Annotated in this window: 17 protein-coding genes; 8 read left to right on the plus strand and 9 right to left on the minus strand. The window is 61.7% G+C overall.

The window, feature by feature from the left end:
• Positions 1–89: 89 nt before the first annotated feature.
• Positions 90–653 carry a LemA family protein gene (locus tag ACQ66J_RS13905; protein WP_430432098.1) on the plus strand — a complete coding sequence of 188 codons (564 nt, stop codon included), beginning with the start codon at positions 90–92 and terminating at the stop codon, positions 651–653.
• A 30-nt stretch (positions 654–683) separates the two neighbouring features.
• Entirely contained in the window at positions 684–1,694 is a 1,011-nt protein-coding gene (locus tag ACQ66J_RS13910; RefSeq protein WP_430432099.1) for a M48 family metallopeptidase, read from the plus strand.
• Here ACQ66J_RS13910 and ACQ66J_RS13915 read toward each other — a convergent pair.
• The 7 genes from ACQ66J_RS13915 to ACQ66J_RS13945 form a co-directional block, all read right to left on the minus strand.
• Positions 1,691–2,845 (minus strand): AI-2E family transporter, encoded by a 1,155-nt coding sequence (locus tag ACQ66J_RS13915; RefSeq protein WP_430432100.1) that lies wholly within the window; start codon positions 2,843–2,845, stop codon positions 1,691–1,693. The genes ACQ66J_RS13910 and ACQ66J_RS13915 overlap by 4 nt on opposite strands.
• Positions 2,838–4,412: a TRAP transporter large permease gene (locus ACQ66J_RS13920; protein WP_430432101.1), complete on the minus strand. Its 1,575-nt coding sequence runs from the start codon at positions 4,410–4,412 to the stop codon at positions 2,838–2,840. The genes ACQ66J_RS13915 and ACQ66J_RS13920 overlap by 8 nt, the downstream gene beginning before the upstream one ends.
• A 10-nt stretch (positions 4,413–4,422) precedes the next feature.
• Positions 4,423–5,205 (minus strand): TRAP transporter small permease subunit, encoded by a 783-nt coding sequence (locus ACQ66J_RS13925; RefSeq protein ID WP_430432102.1) that lies wholly within the window; start codon positions 5,203–5,205, stop codon positions 4,423–4,425.
• Positions 5,206–5,208: 3 nt separating this feature from the next.
• Positions 5,209–6,330 carry a TRAP transporter substrate-binding protein gene (locus ACQ66J_RS13930; protein ID WP_430432103.1) on the minus strand — a complete coding sequence of 374 codons (1,122 nt, stop codon included), beginning with the start codon at positions 6,328–6,330 and terminating at the stop codon, positions 5,209–5,211.
• A 35-nt stretch (positions 6,331–6,365) separates the two neighbouring features.
• Positions 6,366–7,142 carry an arginyltransferase gene (locus ACQ66J_RS13935; protein ID WP_430432104.1) on the minus strand — a complete coding sequence of 259 codons (777 nt, stop codon included), beginning with the start codon at positions 7,140–7,142 and terminating at the stop codon, positions 6,366–6,368.
• Positions 7,143–7,179: 37 nt separating this feature from the next.
• Positions 7,180–9,012 carry an SLC13 family permease gene (locus ACQ66J_RS13940; protein ID WP_375549136.1) on the minus strand — a complete coding sequence of 611 codons (1,833 nt, stop codon included), beginning with the start codon at positions 9,010–9,012 and terminating at the stop codon, positions 7,180–7,182.
• Positions 9,013–9,132: 120 nt separating this feature from the next.
• The gene (locus ACQ66J_RS13945; protein ID WP_375549135.1) at positions 9,133–10,044 is read right to left on the minus strand and encodes a flagellar motor protein MotB; all 912 of its coding nucleotides are present in this window, start codon (positions 10,042–10,044) and stop codon (positions 9,133–9,135) included.
• A gap of 84 nt (positions 10,045–10,128) precedes the next feature.
• On the opposite strand from ACQ66J_RS13945, the gene ACQ66J_RS13950 reads away from it, so the two are divergent.
• The 5 genes from ACQ66J_RS13950 to ACQ66J_RS13970 are packed head-to-tail and all read left to right on the plus strand — an operon-like array spanning position 10,129 to position 13,514.
• Positions 10,129–10,599: a flavin reductase family protein gene (locus tag ACQ66J_RS13950; protein WP_430432105.1), complete on the plus strand. Its 471-nt coding sequence runs from the start codon at positions 10,129–10,131 to the stop codon at positions 10,597–10,599.
• Positions 10,600–10,611: 12 nt separating this feature from the next.
• A complete protein-coding gene (locus tag ACQ66J_RS13955; protein WP_375549133.1) occupies positions 10,612–11,001 on the plus strand; it encodes a cupin domain-containing protein in 390 nt (129 codons plus the stop codon).
• Position 11,002: 1 nt separating this feature from the next.
• A complete protein-coding gene (locus ACQ66J_RS13960; RefSeq protein WP_430432106.1) occupies positions 11,003–11,872 on the plus strand; it encodes an NAD(P)-dependent oxidoreductase in 870 nt (289 codons plus the stop codon).
• Between the two features lie 5 nt (positions 11,873–11,877).
• On the plus strand, positions 11,878–12,885 hold the full coding sequence (locus tag ACQ66J_RS13965; protein WP_430432107.1) for a TIGR00341 family protein: 1,008 nt from the start codon (positions 11,878–11,880) through the stop codon (positions 12,883–12,885).
• Entirely contained in the window at positions 12,882–13,514 is a 633-nt protein-coding gene (locus ACQ66J_RS13970) for a trimeric intracellular cation channel family protein (RefSeq protein ID WP_430432108.1), read from the plus strand. The genes ACQ66J_RS13965 and ACQ66J_RS13970 overlap by 4 nt, the downstream gene beginning before the upstream one ends.
• Here the strand turns inward: ACQ66J_RS13970 and ACQ66J_RS13975 are convergent.
• Both ACQ66J_RS13975 and hemB read right to left on the minus strand, forming a co-directional pair.
• The gene (locus tag ACQ66J_RS13975; protein WP_430432109.1) at positions 13,511–14,647 is read right to left on the minus strand and encodes a trans-sulfuration enzyme family protein; all 1,137 of its coding nucleotides are present in this window, start codon (positions 14,645–14,647) and stop codon (positions 13,511–13,513) included. The two genes, ACQ66J_RS13970 and ACQ66J_RS13975, sit on opposite strands and share 4 nt — an antisense overlap.
• The gene (gene hemB / locus ACQ66J_RS13980) at positions 14,640–15,626 is read right to left on the minus strand and encodes a porphobilinogen synthase (protein WP_430432110.1); all 987 of its coding nucleotides are present in this window, start codon (positions 15,624–15,626) and stop codon (positions 14,640–14,642) included. Before hemB ends, ACQ66J_RS13975 begins: the two co-directional genes overlap by 8 nt.
• A gap of 90 nt (positions 15,627–15,716) precedes the next feature.
• On the opposite strand from hemB, the gene ACQ66J_RS13985 reads away from it, so the two are divergent.
• The gene (locus ACQ66J_RS13985; protein ID WP_430432111.1) at positions 15,717–16,853 is read left to right on the plus strand and encodes an isobutyryl-CoA dehydrogenase; all 1,137 of its coding nucleotides are present in this window, start codon (positions 15,717–15,719) and stop codon (positions 16,851–16,853) included.
• Positions 16,854–16,892 lie beyond the last annotated feature (39 nt).

The raw sequence follows: 16,892 nt of genomic DNA on the forward strand, positions 1-16,892 counted from the left end.
AGCCCTTCACCGCGCTGTCACTTGGCCTTCACCCGCAATCGGAGTAAGGCTTTAGCCGGTTTCCCCTCAGCGCCTTTAAGGAGCGTTTCATGGAATTTTCGATCGTTTTCCTCGGTCTGATCGTTCTGATCGGCCTGTTCGTCATGACGATCTACAACCGTCTGGTGGCGCTGCGTCAGACCACGCGCCAGGCCTGGGGCGATATCGACGTCCAGCTCAAGCAGCGCCATGATCTGGTGCCGAACCTGGTTGAGACCGTCAAAGGCTACGCCAGCCATGAGAAAGAGACGCTGGAAAGCGTCGTGAAGGCCCGCCAGCAAGCCGTGGACGCCAGCTCGGTCAAGGATCTGGCCGCCGCTGAAAATGTGCTGTCCGGCGCGCTGCGTCAGCTGTTCGCCCTGTCTGAAAGCTATCCCGATCTGAAGGCGAACGAGAACTTCCTGTCGCTGCAGAACGAGCTGGCCGATCTTGAGAACAAGATCGCCGCCGCCCGCCGCTTCTTCAACAATGCGGTCAGCGAATACAACACCGCGCGCGAGCAATTCCCCGCCGTGGTTCTGGCGAACTCCTTTGGCTTTAACGAGGCGGATTTCTTTGAAGTCGCCGCCAATGAACGCGCCGCGGTCAATGCTGGCCCGTCCGTGAAGTTCTAGGGCCATGCGCAGGCTGGAGGAGGGCGCATCATGATCGCCGCCGCCGGCCTGCGCACCCATATCTGGAACAATAATCTCAAATCCATCGCGCTGCTGGCCGGGTTTCCGGTTCTGGTGCTGGCGCTGGTCTTCGCCGCCGCGCTGATCCTGGCCGAGCCGAGCGCGCCAACCGTCAAGGGCGGGGCGGGTGAGGGCGTGATGCTCGCGGCGTTCGACTGGACGCTCAGCGCCTTTCCGTTCGTGATGATCGGCGTCGCGATCTGGTTCGTCATCGCCTGGCTGGGCCATCAGGCGATGATTGATGCGGCGACCGGCGCGCGTAAAGTCAGCCGCACCGATGAGCCCGAACTTTATAACCTTCTTGAAAACCTGACGATTTCACGCGGCATGCCCATGCCGTCTCTGCGTATCATCGAGACCGATGCGCTGAACGCCTATGCGTCGGGGCTGAGCGAAAAGAAAGCCGTCATCACGGTCACGCGAGGCCTGATGACCACGCTGAACACGGACGAGCTAGAGGCGGTCCTGGCTCATGAGCTGAGCCATGTGATCAACCGTGATGTGCGGCTTTTGGTGATCGCGGTGATCTTTGTGGGGATCATCTCCTTCACCGTCGAGATCGCCGCGCGGGGTCTGTTTCATGGCTCATTGGCGCGCGCCGGTGGTGGGCGTCGCGGACGGTCAGGCAATGCCGGTGTGATCTTGCTGGTGGCGGCGCTGATCGTGGCGGTCGCCTATGGGCTGGCCATCGTGATCCGCTTCGCCCTGTCACGCTCGCGCGAATACATGGCGGACGCCGGGGCTGTGGAGCTGACGAAAAACCCTGACGCCATGATCTCGGCGCTGGAGAAAATCTCAGGCCGCAGCGAGATCAAGTCCGCGCCCGAAGAGGTGCGACAGATGTTTATCGAGAACAAATCCAAGGTCAGCTTCGCCGGCCTGTTCGCCACCCATCCGCCGATCGAGAAACGCATCGAGGTGCTTGAGACCTATGCGGGCGGGCGTCGTCGCCAGCGCGAAACCTCAATCCCGTCCGTCTAGTCCTTGCCCGGTACGACGCCGTCTTCGGGGTGGTCTTCGTTCAAAAGCGGCGCATAGGACTGGGCGTAGAGATACCAGACCGAGGCGAACAGCGCCGCGATCATCGGCCCTACGATCAGACCCACCGCGCCAAACAGCGTCAAACCGCCCAGAGTCGAGATCAGGATCATCAGATCGGGCAGCTTGGCGTCTTGCCCCACAAGACGCGGTCGCAGGAGATTGTCGATCAACCCCACCACCAGTGCGCCCCAGGCGATCAACAAGCCGCCTTCGACATACCGGCCGCTAGCGATCAGCCAGAGCCCGGCCGGCCCCCACACAAGCGGCGGGCCGATACCGGGAATGACCGACAGGACGGCGGTGAGCGTCGCCAGGAACAAAGCGCCGGGAACCTCAGCCAGCGCCAGCGCGCCGCCCGTCAGAACGCCTTGAATGATGGCGATGACGAATGTGCCTTTCACCGTGGCGCGGATGGTGGACATGGCGCGCTCGACCAGCAGGTCGCGGTCTTCAGACGGCATGGGCATCAGATTCAGGCCCTGACTGGCGAGCCGAGGGCCTTGGGTCAGGAAGAAGAACAAGGCGAACAGCATCACCACCAGATTGAGAAAGGCGCCGAATGTGCCCGAGGTCGCCCGGCGCAAGGCGTCCACCAACCAACCGCCGGCGTTCGACGCGAATTGCGCGGCCTGACTGGTGATGTCTTGCTGATAGGGGGCCAGGCTTTCGCGGAAGGGCAGCCAGGCGGGCAGCGCTTCAAGACCGCCTTCGCGGATCGCGGCGATCTGCTCTTGCAGCCAGGGTGCGACCGCGCCGGTCACCTGTACGGCCTGATCGGCGACAATCACCAGGATGGCGGCCAGCGGGATCAGCACGACCACCACAGCCAAAAGCAGCACCACCCCGGCGGCGGCGGAGCTGGAGCCGAACAGAACACGTCTCATGAAGCGGTGGACAGGATGCAGGAACATGGCGAACACAGCCGCCATGAAGAGCGGGCTGAGAAAGCCGCGGATCATCCAGATGAAGATGACCGAAATGCCGAGCGCCAGCACCACGATAAACAGACGCTGCAGGGCTTCGCGATCAGACATCAGGGCGGAGATGTTGCTGCCCTTGGAGGATGTGTCGGTCTCGGTCTGATCAGTCATACAGCAATCCTGGAAGCGCGGTCGCCAGCCATGGCATTAACGCGACCATAGCGATCATCAGAAGCTGAATTATGACGAAAGGCGCAGCGCCCCGATAGATCGCGCCCGAGCTCAGTGTGGGCGGCGCCACGCCGCGCAGATAGAACAGCGCGAAGCCAAACGGCGGCGTCAGGAAGCTAGTCTGAAGGTTCAGCGCCATCATCACACCCAGCCAGACCGGGTCGACCCCCATCATGAACAGGACAGGCGCCACGATGGGCACGACCACAAACGTGATCTCGATGAAATCCAGGAAGAAGCCCAGAAGAAACATCACCACCATCACCACGATCAGCGCGCCGGTCGCGCCGCCGGGGGCGGCCTCGAGCGCAGCGCGGACCGTGTGATCGCCGCCCAGCTCGCGGAAGACCAGGGCGAACAGGCTGGCGCCAATGAGGATGACGAAGACCATGGAAGAAATCTGCGCTGTCGAGCGCATGACCTGATCCAGAACCTCGGTCCGGAATAGACGGATGCAAGCGGACACGACCCCCAGACCCGAGAGCGCCGAGAGCCCATAGGCCAGCGCCATCTGTAGCGCCGTACCGCCCGCGCGCAGGTCGTACACAAGCGGCGACAGCAATAACAAGAGTAGCGCAACAGAGCCGATAACGATCACGGCCTGGCCAAAGGCGGGATTGGTCTGGCCGCCGCTATTGCGATAGCCAGCGAGCAAGATCGCGCCCAGCGCGCCAACGCCGGCCGCTTCCGTGGGCGTGGCGAGCCCGCCCAGGATCGAGCCCAGAACAGCGATGATCAGGATCAGCGGCGGGATCAGGGCCCCGAGCAATTTGCCCCAGTCCGCATGGGTTTCTTCAGATGGGATCGCCGGGGACGCGCTTGGGCGCAGGATGGCGACGCCGACCTGATAGAGGATATACACCGCGACCAGCAGCAGGCCCGGGATGAGCGCGCCGGCGAAGAGATCACCAACCGACACAATGTCCGGAGAGAATATGCCTTGCGCCCGTTGCGCCTCGGCATAGGCGGACGACAGCTGATCGCCCAGCAACACCAGAACGATCGAGGGCGGGATGATCTGGCCCAGCGTGCCGGCCGCGGCGATGGAGCCTGCGGCGAGTGAGGGCGAATAGCCGCGCTTGAGCATGGTGGGCAGGGACATGAGTCCCATGGTCACCACGGTCGCGCCGACAATGCCGGTGGAGGCCGCAAGCAGCGCCCCCACAATGACGACCGAGATGCCCAGCCCGCCGCGGAGCGTGCCGAACAGCGAACCCATGGCGTCGAGCAATTGCTCGGCGATGCGCGATTTTTCCAGCATCACGCCCATGAAGACAAAGAGCGGCACGGCTACCAGGATGGCTTTGTCCATCTCCATGATGTTGCCGTAGATCCGCTGCGGGAAAGCGCGCAGATGGAAGGGGTCAAACAGACCCAGCGCCAGACCGATCAGGGCGAAAGCGAGCCCGACACCCGCCAGGGTGAACGCCACTGGAAAGCCGCGCAGCAAGGCGACAAAGGCCGCCGCAAACATGGCGAAAGGCAGGAGACTAACAATTAAATCCATAATTTAGTCTCTAAAGCTCATGTTCTGCATTATCATGACCCGCAAGGGGCGGCGTTTCGCCTGATAGCGTCAGCGCGGCGCGTGAAGCCAGGGCGAACCCTTGGCCGATCATCATAATGGCGAAGACGGGAATGGCGGTTTTCAGCAAGAAGACCAGCGGCAAGCCGTCGCTTTCGCGGGATCGCTCGAGGATGCGCCAGGCGCCGCCCACATAGCTCTCTGCAGTGATAAGGATCAGCCAGCACATGGGGATGAGGGCGAGATAGACCCCCAGAAGGTCTGTCCAGGCTTTGCCTTGTTCAGAAAGCTTGGAATAGACGATATCCACCCGCACATGACCGCCATTATAAAGCGTCGCGGCGCTCGACAGCAGGAACAGGATGGCGTGCAGATAGATCACGCTCTCTTGCAGCTTGGTGAGCGAGACGCCGAACACGTAGCGCTGCACCACGATCAGCCCGGTCACCAGCACAAGCGCCAACGCCGCCCATCGCACCATGTCGCCGACCGTCACGGAGATCGTGTCAAAGACCGCGATCAGCCGTCGCAACAGCTTGGACACCGGCGCAGGCAGACCCTTGAACCGTCCATAGAGTGCGCACGCCAGGGCGATCAACAGGAAGGGGCTGATCGCCCAGCCGACAAAGCCCAGAATGCGCCCTGTGAGTGCAGCGACCGCGCTGATATGGCCGCCCAAAACAGCGCCGATCTCGCCCCCTGTCAGGGCGTCGGCAATAAGCATCACAGCCGTGACGGCGATCACGGCGAGCAGAAGGCGATCCGCAAGTTTCATGGTCTATCGGCCAAGCACCATTTCACGTTTCTGGTAATAGGGCGCTTCAGACACATTGGCCCAGTCCCGACCCAGACGCCGCGCATCGCGATAGCTTTCATAGACCCGGCGGCTCAAAGGATCCGCATTGGCGGTGTCGGAGACCACGGCTTCTGATATGCGTCCCACTTCTCGCCAGATCTCGTCGGAGAATTCGCGCAGCTGCACGCCGTGCTCGCCGGTCAGCGTGCGCAGGGCGAGGCCGTTCTGGTAGGTGAATTCAGCGAGCGACTGGTTATTGGCGGCGCGGGCTGCGGCGCGCACGACGGCCTGCTGATCGGCGGGCAGGGAATCCCAGACGCCGCGATTAAGGCCGACCGCCAGAGACGAGCCCGGCTCATGAAAGCCGGGACCGTAATAATACGGCGCTTCGCGGTAAAATCCGAAGGCGAGATCATTCCAGGGTCCGACCCATTCCGTTGCGTCGATCGCGCCGGATTGAAGCGATTGATAGATTTCCCCGCCTGACAGCGCCACCGCGGCGCCGCCCAGCTCACGCAGCACCGAGCCGCCAAGGCCCGGAATGCGCATGCGCAGGCCGCGGAAATCTTCCAGCGTGTTCACCTCGCGCTTGAACCAGCCGCCCATCTGGTGGCCTGAATTGCCGGCCTGGAAGGCGATCAGGCCGAACTGCCCCGAAAGCTCCTCCCACAGCGCCTGACCGCCGCCATATTCCACCCACGCCATGATTTCATGGGCGGTCATTCCCAGGGGCACCGCGCAGAAGAAGTTGAAAGCGGGCGAGCGGCCCTGCCAATAATACTCAGCGCCATGATACATGTCGGCGACGCCGTTGGAGACCGCGTCAAAGACTTCAAACGCGCCGACGATTTCACCTGCGCCGTAAACCTCGACTTCCAGCGCGCCGCCGGTCATCTCGGTGATGAATTGCGCCGTACGCTCGGCTGCAGAACCAAGACCTGGAAAACCGGTGGGCCAGGTGGTGACCATGCGCAGGCGTCGCGTGCGATTGCGGTTCACCGCCGGCGCGGCAGTCGCCGTCTCCGCGCCCGTGTCTTGTGAACAGGCCGATGCGGCGCCAGCGGCGACCACCGCGGCGCCGGACAAAAATGTACGACGATCCATCTATTTCTCCCCAGGCCGGACAGACTGATTATGGCTCAGTTCTTGTCCGTGATGTCAGCTTTTGATCGCTCTTGTGCGTGTGAGGGCGGCCGTAAGGTCCGCCAGCCTTCAGGTTCAAGCACTTCAAGCGGTTTGTAATGTGCCTTGTAGTCCATTTTCGGACTGCCTTGCACCCAGTATCCCAGATAGACGAACGGTAGGTTCTCAGCGCGGGCGCGCTCGATGTGATCGAGGATGATGTAGGCGCCGAGGCTGTCCTTGGCCCGGTCGGGCGCAAAAAAGCTGTAAACCAGTGAGAAGCCGTCAATCAGCCGATCCACCAGCACACACGCGATCAGCTGACCGTGCGCGTCCCGGTATTCGACCAGCTCTGTGTGTTCAGCGCCGTCTTCAATCATGGACGCGAAGTCGAAGAAATCCATACCCGCCATATCGCCATCGCCGTGACGGGCGTTGAGATACCGGCTGAGCAGCGCAAACTGTTCAGGCATCGCCTCGGCGGGACGGGGCAGGCGCAATAGCCCGGCATTACGTTTCAGCACACGGCGCTGCGTGCGCGAGGGCTTGAATTCAGACACCGGGATGCGGGCGGATTTGCACGCCGAGCACATCTCGCAGGCCGGCCGGTACAGAATGGATTGTGAGCGTCTGAAGCCGGCATGGGTCAGGATATTGTTCAGATGCGCTGTTTGTTCGCCATCCACACGCGTGAAAATCTTCCGCTCCATCCGGCCCTCCAAATACGGGCAGGCGGTGGGCGCCGTCAGGAAGAAGGGCAATTGACGGGTCGCAAACGGGCGAGTCACGAGCATCCTCTCAAACGCTAAGGTCCGGCCATCCTAACCTGAGCTAGGCCAAGGTGAAACTGATCGCCACCAAAACTGTGTATGCAAGCCAGATCAACACAGCGAGGGGCGCGCCAGCTCGGAAGAAATCCGCAAAGCGGTATTTTCCAGGGCCCATCACCAGAAGATTGGTCTGATAGCCGATTGGCGTTGCAAAGCAGGTATTGGCGGCGAACAGCACGGTCAGGGCGAACAAGGTTGGATCTGCGCCGACGGAATTGGCCGCCGTCACCGCGATGGGGGTGAACAGAATGGCGGTGGCGTTGTTGGACAATACATTGGTCAACACCATCACCAGGAAGAACAAGGCCGAGACGAGCGCCGTGGTGCCCAGCGGCGAGAACACATGCACCACGCCCATGGCGAGCACCGTCGCGCCGCCCGTGGCTTCCATCGCCGTTCCAAGCGCGAAGGCTGAGCCGATGAGGAGATAGAGCTTGAGGTCAAACGCACGCGCCGCCTGACGCACATTCAGACACCCTGTGCCGATCATGGCCGCAGCGCCTATCAAGGAGGCCGCGACAATGGGCAAAAGACCCGTGGACGCGGCCAGCACCACACCGCCCAGAATCGCGCGTGCAATTGAGGCCTTGCGGATGTCGGGCAGATCAGAGGTCGCCCAATCCATCAAAAGAACGTCGCGATCCGCACGCAAGCGCCGCATGGCGTCCGCCCCTCCAAAGAGCAGCAAGACGTCGCCTGCTTCCAGACGGATTTCCCCCAGCTTGGCGCGGATCATGCGCGAGCGCCGCTGCACGCCCAGAACAATCGCCCCGACGGCGTGACGAAACCCGATCTGGCGCACGGTGCGGCCAATCAGACGCGAGCCGGGCGATACCACAGCCTCAGTCAGCGCCAGGCGTTCGCCGCGCGTGGGCAGATCCGCCGGACCGGCGGAGCGCAGAACGCCTTCGACGAATTCAGCGCGGCTGGACAGAAGTTCGGTGAGTTTCTTGCGGGTGGCGGCGATGATGATCAGATCGCCCTGTTTCAGTTCGATGGAATCAAAAGGCGGCAAAAACGCATCTTCATTGCGCTGAACCATCCGCACAGTGATGTCGCCCAGCTCAGTGAACATGCCGGCCACGGGCTTGGCCCCGACCAGCGGATGGCCTGCGGTCACTTCGATTTGGGCGATATATTGCTTGCCCGGCGAACCCGCCTTGTCGTCTTCAGATTCTTCACGCTCAGGCAGCAGCTTGGGCATGATGAAGGCGATATAGATCATGCCGACGACCGAGAGCATGACGCCCATGCTAGCGGGTTGGAAGAAGCCAAGAGTCTCCCCCGTGCTCGCCAGCAGGCTGTCCGCCACCAGAAGGTTGGTGGACGAGCCGATCAGCGTCGTCATGCCGGCGAAGATGCACACAAAGCTGAGCGGCATCATGAAGACCGAGGCCGAGCCGCCCATTCGCGCCGCCACAGCGCCCAGAATGGGAATGAACATCACCACGACGGGCGTATTGTTGATGAAGGCGGAGACCCCGAACACCAACGCGAACAGCGTAACGATGGTCAGCTTGGGCCGCACATCGAACATAGACAGCAAAGTTCGGGTCGGGCCATCCAGCGCGCCCGTATGAAAAATGCCCTGACCCACGACCAGAAGCGCCATGATCGTTAAAAGAGCCGGGTTGGCGAAACCGGCCAGCAATGCGGCGGCTGTAGGGGCGTCATCAGCGCCGAACAGTTCAAAAAAGACCAGCGCGGTACACAGGATCACCACCGAGACGAGCTCTAGAGCGAACTTTTCCCAGCAATAAAAAACGATGGCTCCGCCGACACCGGCCAGAACCGCCCACATTCGCCAGTCCGATAATACGGAGAGGTCGTCCATGCCCGTCACTCATGCCCCGCGCGGATTCGCGCCAAAGTGAGCAGGTTAACGCCTTTGCAGCGTGATGCGAGCGTGAAGCGCTGTACGCAGAGACTCTTTTAGAAGAGCCTCTGCATTGGGCTAAAGCGAATGGCCAGGCGGAATGGCCGGCGCTTCGCGCAGCAAGGTGATCGACAGGCGGCGATTGCCCGGCAGGTATGGGTCGTCGGGGAAGAGCGGCTCAGCGCCAGCCTTGCCGCGGACTTCCGCAATCCGATGATCGGGGACGCCAGCGTTCGCCATGATGTTCAGCGCGGCGTTGGCGCGGGCCGACGAAAGCTCCCAGTTCGACGGGCCGCCCACCGGCGCCGGGCTGGCGTCGGTATGCCCGGACAGGGTGATGCGGTTCGGCAGACGCAGAACAATCTCAGAGATTGTCCGCAGCAGGACGCGGGCGCGGCTGTTGGGCTCGATCGCGCCCGGTTCAAACATCGGACGGCCTTCCTGGTCGATCAGCTGGATGCGTAGGCCCTCCGGCGTTTCTTCAATCAGGACATGGCGCGACAGCTCGGCAAGTTCGGGCATGTCTTGCAGGGCCTGACGCAAGGATTGCTCGGCGCTGGCGAATTCAGCCGCTTCCCGGCGAGCGAGGGCGCTGGCGAGCGCGTCCGTTGAGGCTTGCGGCTGACCGCCGGCTGCGCCGGAGGCCTCATCAGCTTCCTGTTCGCGAGACACATCCTGTTCCGAACGGGGTGCGAGGCGTTCGACGACAGAGGACGAGCCGGAACCGCGTGCGCCGTCATCGCCAAAGCTGGTGCCGCCCAGAACGCCGCCGGAGCCCGATGTGGTGCGGCTGACGCTGGCGGGTGCGAAATAGTCCGCAATACCCTGTCGCTGTTCAGGTTCTGTGTTATTGATCAGCCACATCATGAGGAAGAACGCCATCATGGCCGTCACGAAATCGGCATAGGCGACTTTCCAGGCGCCGCCATGGTGCCCATGGCCGCCGCCCTTCTTGACTTTCTTGATGACGATCGGTTGATCCGAGCTCATATCCACCCACCTTCGGCATTTCTGGCGGACACTCTGGAGCAACAGGGTTAAATCTGCGTTGTCAAAACGAATCAGGAGCGAATTTTGTCACTTTTTGAGCGCGAATTTCGCGATTGCCTGGGACGATTCCCCACAGGCGTGGCCCTGATCACGGTCATGGATGGCGGATCTGCGCGAGCAATGACGATCAATTCCTTTTCGTCCGTCTCTCTCGATCCACCCCTAATTTTGTGGTCTCTCGCCAAGGACAGTCATCGCTATGACCGCTTCCTGAATGCACGGGATTTCGCCGTGAACATCCTGGCGGCGGACCAGGCGGAGCTATCGACGGCGTGCGCGCGCTCTGACGATCTGGAGGCCAACGGCGGACGCTGGACGCCCGCTAGTAATGGCGCGCCACTGGTCGAGGACGCCATCGCGCGGTTTGAATGTCGCAGGCATCAGGTGTTTGCAGGTGGAGATCACGAGATCATTCTCGGTGAAGTCTTGAACGTGGATCGTCCCAGAGATGCAGAAGCACTGGTCTTTGTGCGCTCAGGCTATTCAAAGATTTGAGGAGAGTCGCGCATGATCGCGGACGTCAAACGGCTTGAAGCCGAGTTTGACCAGATCTCAGAGTTCTGGTCGCCGCGGGTGATCGCTCGCGTCAATGACCAATACGTCAAGCTCGCCAAGCTCAAGGGTGAATTTGTCTGGCATGATCATGCGGATGAAGATGAGTTGTTCTTCATCGTGAAGGGCCGGCTAGAGATGCAGTATGAAGGCGGCTCGGTCACCCTGTCTGAAGGGGATATGCACGTCGTGCCGAAGGGCGTCCGTCATAATCCGGTGGCGCAAGACGAGTGTTGGGTCATGCTGGTCGAGCCTGTCGCCACCAAACACACTGGCGATGTGATGGCGGACAAGACGCGCAGTCTGGACGAACAATTGGCCGGAAGCGGCCTTGAGGGAGCATAATATGGCGAGTGTCGCGTTTCTGGGGCTGGGCGTTATGGGCTTTCCCATGGCTGGGCATTTGTCGAAAGCCGGTCATGTGGTCAGGGTCTGGAACCGGACCGCCGCCAAGGCACACGATTGGGCCGGGCAGTATCAAGGCCAGGCCTGTGACAGTGTAGAAGCGGCCGTGACAGATGCGGATTGCGTGTTGATGTGCCTGGGCGATGACCCTGATGTGCGTGCGGTCGCCGAGATTGCGCTGCCCGCTATGAAAGCAGGCGCAGTGCTGGTGGACCACACGACGGCCTCCGCTGAGCTCGCGCGAGATCTTTATAAGATAGCGAATGAGTCAGAGATCGGCTTTCTGGACGCGCCGGTGTCAGGCGGGCAGGCCGGCGCGGAAAACGGTCAGCTTTCGATCATGTGCGGCGGCGATGACAGCGTGTTCGCGAAGGCTGAGCCGATCATGGACGCGTACGCCAAGGCGATCGTGCATGCGGGCCCCGCAGGCGCTGGACAATTGACCAAAATGGTCAACCAGATCTGCATCGCAGGTCTGGTGCAGGGGCTGGCGGAAGGGCTGCACTTCGCCAAAAGCGCCGGGCTTGATCCCGAAACGGTGATTTCAGCCGTCTCCAAAGGCGCGGCTCAAAGCTGGCAGATGGAGAACCGTTGGCGCACCATGGTTCAGGGCGAATTTGACTTTGGCTTCGCAGTCAACTGGATGCGCAAGGATCTTCGCATAGCGCTTGAGGAAGCGCGCACCAATGGCGCGCGCTTGCCCGCTGCAGCTTTGGTCGACCAGTTCTATGCTGAGATCGAAGCCATGGGCGGCGGACGCTGGGACACGTCCAGCCTGATCGCCCGGCTTGAGAACGCGGAACGGACCTGAGCGCGATGCGCCTGATTGAAGTGACTTTCCCCGATGGCGACAAGGTTCAGCCCATCCTCAAGGCGACGCTGAAGACGGAGCCGTTGGACCATCGCCTGACCGAGCCGGATGCTAAGGGGAAACGGCTGTTGCGCCTGACATTTCGCGACGGCGACGGACAAAAGGCCATCGACGCCGTGCAGGCGATCATGGAAGGCGAACAGAATTGGCGTCTGGTCGTCATACCCATTGAAGCCAGCGTCCCGCGGATTGATGAAGACCCCGACGAAGCCACCCGTAAGAAGCGCCGGCTCGCCCTGCGTGAAGAGATGTTCCAGGACATCGCCAAAGGCGCGGAGATCAATTCCGATTTCCTGATGCTGACGGCGCTCTCAACGGTGGTGGTGGTGTTTGGTCTGTCCGCTGACAATGTCGCCGCCGTGATCGGCGCCATGGTGATCGCGCCCCTTCTGGGGCCGATCCTGGCGTTCTCATTCGGGTCTGCCCTGGGCGATTTGCCCCTGATGCTGAAAGCGGCGCGAACCGCTGTGACCGGGCTCGCGCTTGGTTTGGCTCTGAGCTTTTTGGTCGGCCTGTTTTATGAGCCGAACTTGTATTCCAATGAATTGATGAGCCGCACCGTGGTGGGCCCTGATTCCGCTGCTCTGGCTTTGGCGGCCGGGGCCGCGGCGGCGCTCTCAATCGCCACGGGTTTGCCGGCGGCGCTTGTGGGCGTGATGGTGGCGGTCGCGTTGTTGCCGCCCGCCTCAGCAGCGGGGCTTCTGGCGGGCAGCGGGTCCTGGGATCTGGCGGGGCGGGCGGCGCTCCTGCTGTCGATAAATGTGGTCGCGGTCAATCTGAGCGCCCTGATGGTGTATTATTTCAAGGGCGTGCGCCCGCGGACCTGGCTTGAACGGCGCTCGGCCAAACGCTCGGTCTATGTGAACGCCGGGGTATGGATCACCATGATCTTGTTGCTCTCGGCGCTGGCCGCCCATTTCGCCGCCACGGGCGGAGAGGTCGTGCAGTTGTGAACGTCACGCTCGTCTTCATCATCCTCAACTATATCGGCATTTTCGTGTTCGCCCTGTCTGGCGGCATTCTGTCGGCGCGCAAGCATCTTGATCCGTTCGGCGCGGCCGTGATAGGCGCGGTGACGGGCATGGGCGGCGGGACTATGCGCGATGTTTTGCTGGGCCGCTTGCCGGTCTACTGGATCGACGCGCCCCATTATCTGCTTCTGGCGCTCGTCGGCGGCGTAGTCGGGTATTACGGCTCTGAACTGATCCGAGGCGAGGAGGGCGCACGCTATCGCGCCCTTATCTGGGCGGATAGCGCCGGCTTGGCTGTGTTTTGCGTCTTGGGCGCTCAGGCGGGCCTCATCGCGGGGGCGCACTGGTCGATTGCTTTGGTCACAGGCGTGATGAGCGCCGCCTTCGGCGGCCTGGTGCGCGATATCATCCTCAATGACGTACCGCTGATCTTGCGGGCGGACGTCTACGCACTGGCGGCCCTGTTCGGCGCTGTAGTTTATGTGGGAGCGCTCGAATTCGGCGTGCCCACAGGTTCTGCGGCGGTCGGCGCCGCCCTCGCAGCCTTTGTGCTGCGGGGCTGCGCGATCATTTTCAAATGGTCGATTCCGCCGATCGGACGTGTGGATTAAGTCCGATCCAGAGCCTGTTTCAGATCTTCGATCAGATCATCCGCCGCCTCGATCCCGCACGATAGTCGCACCAGATTATCGGGTGTTGGGCTGCTGGGGCCTTCGATCGGTTTACGGTGCTCGATCAGGCTTTCCACCCCGCCGATTGAGGTGGCTTGCAAGAAGACCTCTGTCGACGCGCACAGCTTGCGAGCAGCCTCCGCGCCGCCCTTGAGCCGGATAGAGAGCAGGCCGCCGAACCCGTTCGTCATCTGGCGGGCTGCGATGGCATGGCCGGGATGGTCTTCCAGTCCCGGGTAGAGCACATGGCTGACCTCCCCATGCGCTTTCATCGCTTCAGCAACTTTCAGGGCGTTCGCGCTTTGACGTTCAAAGCGGACAAAGAGCGTGCGCAGGCCGCGCATCATCAGCCAGCTATCAAACGGGCTCGGAACCGCGCCGGTCAGATGATGACCGGTGCAGAGCTTTTCCCACCGCTCATCCTGAGATTTGGTGACCACCGCGCCCATCAGAACGTCTGAATGACCATTGAGGTATTTGGTCGCCGAATGCATGACGAGATCTGCGCCCAGATCGAGCGCGCGCGTGGTGCAGGGCGGCGAACACGTGCCGTCGACGCCCAGGATCGCGCCGGCGGCGTGGGCGATCTCGGCCGCATAGGCCACATCCACCACCGCCCAGCTGGGATTGGCGGGGGTTTCGATCCATACAAGCTCGGTCTTTCCAGCCTGCACCGCCTGCTTGAGCCCCATCTTGTCGTGAGGTTCAAAGAAGGTGAGCGAGATTAGCCCTTTGGCGGCGAGATGATGCAGCAGTTTCTTGGCGCCGTAATACATCTCGGTCTGGGCGACCACATGCGCGCCAATCTCCAGCGTATCCAGAATAGCCGCAATAGCGGCTAGTCCCGAGCTGAACAGCCGGGCGTCCGCCGCGCCTTCCAAGGCCGCCAGCACGCTCGCCGCCTGCATTTCGGTCGGGCCTTTGGGGCGGCGATAATCCATCTCGCCGACGAGCGCATTTTTCGCGTCGCGCATGAAGGTTGTCGAGGGATGGATGGGCGGGATCACCGCGCCGGTTTCCCGGTCTGTCTGGTGCAGCGCCTGAGCGGCGAGGGTCTCGGGACGTTTAGTCATTGAGCAGTTCCGCCGCTTTGGGTGCAAAATAAGTCAGAATGCCGTCTGCGCCGGCGCGTTTGAACGCCAGCAGGCTTTCCATCATGGCGCGCTCACCGTCGATCCAGCCATTTTGCGAAGCGGCCTGGATCATCGCGTATTCACCCGACACCTGAAACGCATAAGTGGGCATTTCAAAGGTCGCTTTCAGGCGCGCGACAATGTCAAGATAGGGCAGGCCGGGTTTGACCATGACCATGTCTGCGCCTTCATCGATGTCGAGCGCGACCTCGCGGATCGCCTCGTCTGAATTGGCGGGATCCATCTGATAGGTCTTCTTGTCGCCCTGCAGCGCCTTGGCGCTACCGATGGCGTCGCGATAGGGGCCGTAGAACGCCGAGGCGTATTTCGCCGCGTAGGACATGATCAGCGTGTCCTGGAAGCCTTCAGAATCGAGCGCCTCGCGGATCGCGCCGATTCGCCCGTCCATCATGTCCGATGGCGCGACCACATCGCAGCCGGATGCGGCCTGCATCAGCGCCTGGCTGCACAACCGCTCGACACTGGCGTCATTGAGAATGACGCCGTCCTCCATCAGCCCGTCATGGCCATGATCGGTGAACGGGTCGAGGGCCACATCACAAATGATCCCCACTTCGGGCGCTGCATCTTTCATCGCCTTGATCGCTTGCGCCACCAGACCGTCAGGATTGTCCGCCTCGCGTCCGTTCTCGTCTTTGAGCGACGGGTCGAGATGCGGGAAGACAGCGATGGCGGGTATGCCCAGATCGCGCGCCCGCCGGGCGGCGTCGGCTGCGGCCTTGACGCTCAAACGCTCTACGCCCGGCATGGAGGCGACAGGCTCTGTGGGATTGGCGGTGTCGGAGACCACAAGCGTCCAGATCAGGTCATTTGGCGTCAATGTGTTCTCGCGCATCAGGCGGCGCGACCAGTCATTGGCGCGCATTCGGCGCATACGGGTGGTGGGAAAAGCGGCCATCTTGGTCTATCTCGCTTGCAGCAAATCAGAACACATCGCGTTTCATGCGGTCGGAACCGGTTCAACCCGGTCTGTTTAGGAGGTTTCCCCGTGCATTTCGAGCTGACTGAAGAGCAAGCGCTGATACAAGACGCCGCACGCAAGTTCGCCAATGATCGTCTCAAGCCCAATGCTGAGAAATGGGATGAGGAAAAAATCTTCCCCGTGGACGTGCTGAAAGAAAGCGCAGCCATGGGCTTTGCGGGCATCTACACCCGCGATGATGTGGGTGGATCTGGCATGAGCCGGGTCGACGCGGCGCTGATCTTTGAAGAGCTCTCGCGTGGCTGTGTGTCCACGGCGGCCTTCATCTCTATCCACAACATGGTTAGCTGGATGATTGACAGCTGGGGCAGTGAAGAGCAGCGCCAGCGCTGGCTGCCGGACCTGACCGCGATGAACACCATCGCGTCTTACTGTCTGACCGAGCCGGGCGCAGGCTCTGACGCCGCCAATCTGCGCACCAAGGCCGTGCGCGACGGCGATCATTATGTGCTCAATGGCTCAAAAGCCTTCATCTCCGGCGCAGGAACCAGCGATCTGTACGCTGTGATGTGCCGGACGGGCGAAGATGGCCCCAAGGGCATTTCCACAATCATCGTCGAGAAGGACACGCCCGGTCTGTCGTTCGGCGCCAATGAGCGCAAGATGGGCTGGAATTCCCAGCCCACGCGCGTTGTCACGTTTGAAGATTGCCGCGTGCCGGTTGAAAACCGCATCGGCGAAGAAGGCCAGGGCTTCGGCTTTGCGATGCAGGGCCTCAATGGCGGCCGAATCAATATCGGGGCGTGTTCGCTGGGCGGCGCGGCAGAAGCGGTGGATCTCGCCATCGACTACGCCAAGGAACGCAGCCAGTTCGGACGCCATATCGCGGATTTCCAGGCGACCCAGTTCAAGCTTGCCGACATGGTCACCGAGCTCGACGCCTCGCGTATGATGCTGCTTCGCGCCGCCGATGCGGTCGATCGCAAGGATCCGCAAGCGGCTAAATATTGCGCCATGGCCAAGCGGTTCTCGACTGACATGGGCTTCAAGATCGCCAATGACGCTTTGCAGATCCATGGCGGCTACGGTTATCTGAAGGATTACCCGCTGGAACGCATCGTGCGCGATCTGCGGGTTCACCAGATCCTTGAAGGCACCAATGAAATCATGCGCGTGATCATCGCCAAGGACGTGCTGCGCTAGGTCGCGGTATCGTCAGACTCGATTACGCTTACAAAGAGC

This window comes from Oceanicaulis sp., from assembly GCF_965284345.1.
GTDB classification, from domain to species: domain Bacteria; phylum Pseudomonadota; class Alphaproteobacteria; order Caulobacterales; family Maricaulaceae; genus Oceanicaulis; species Oceanicaulis alexandrii_A.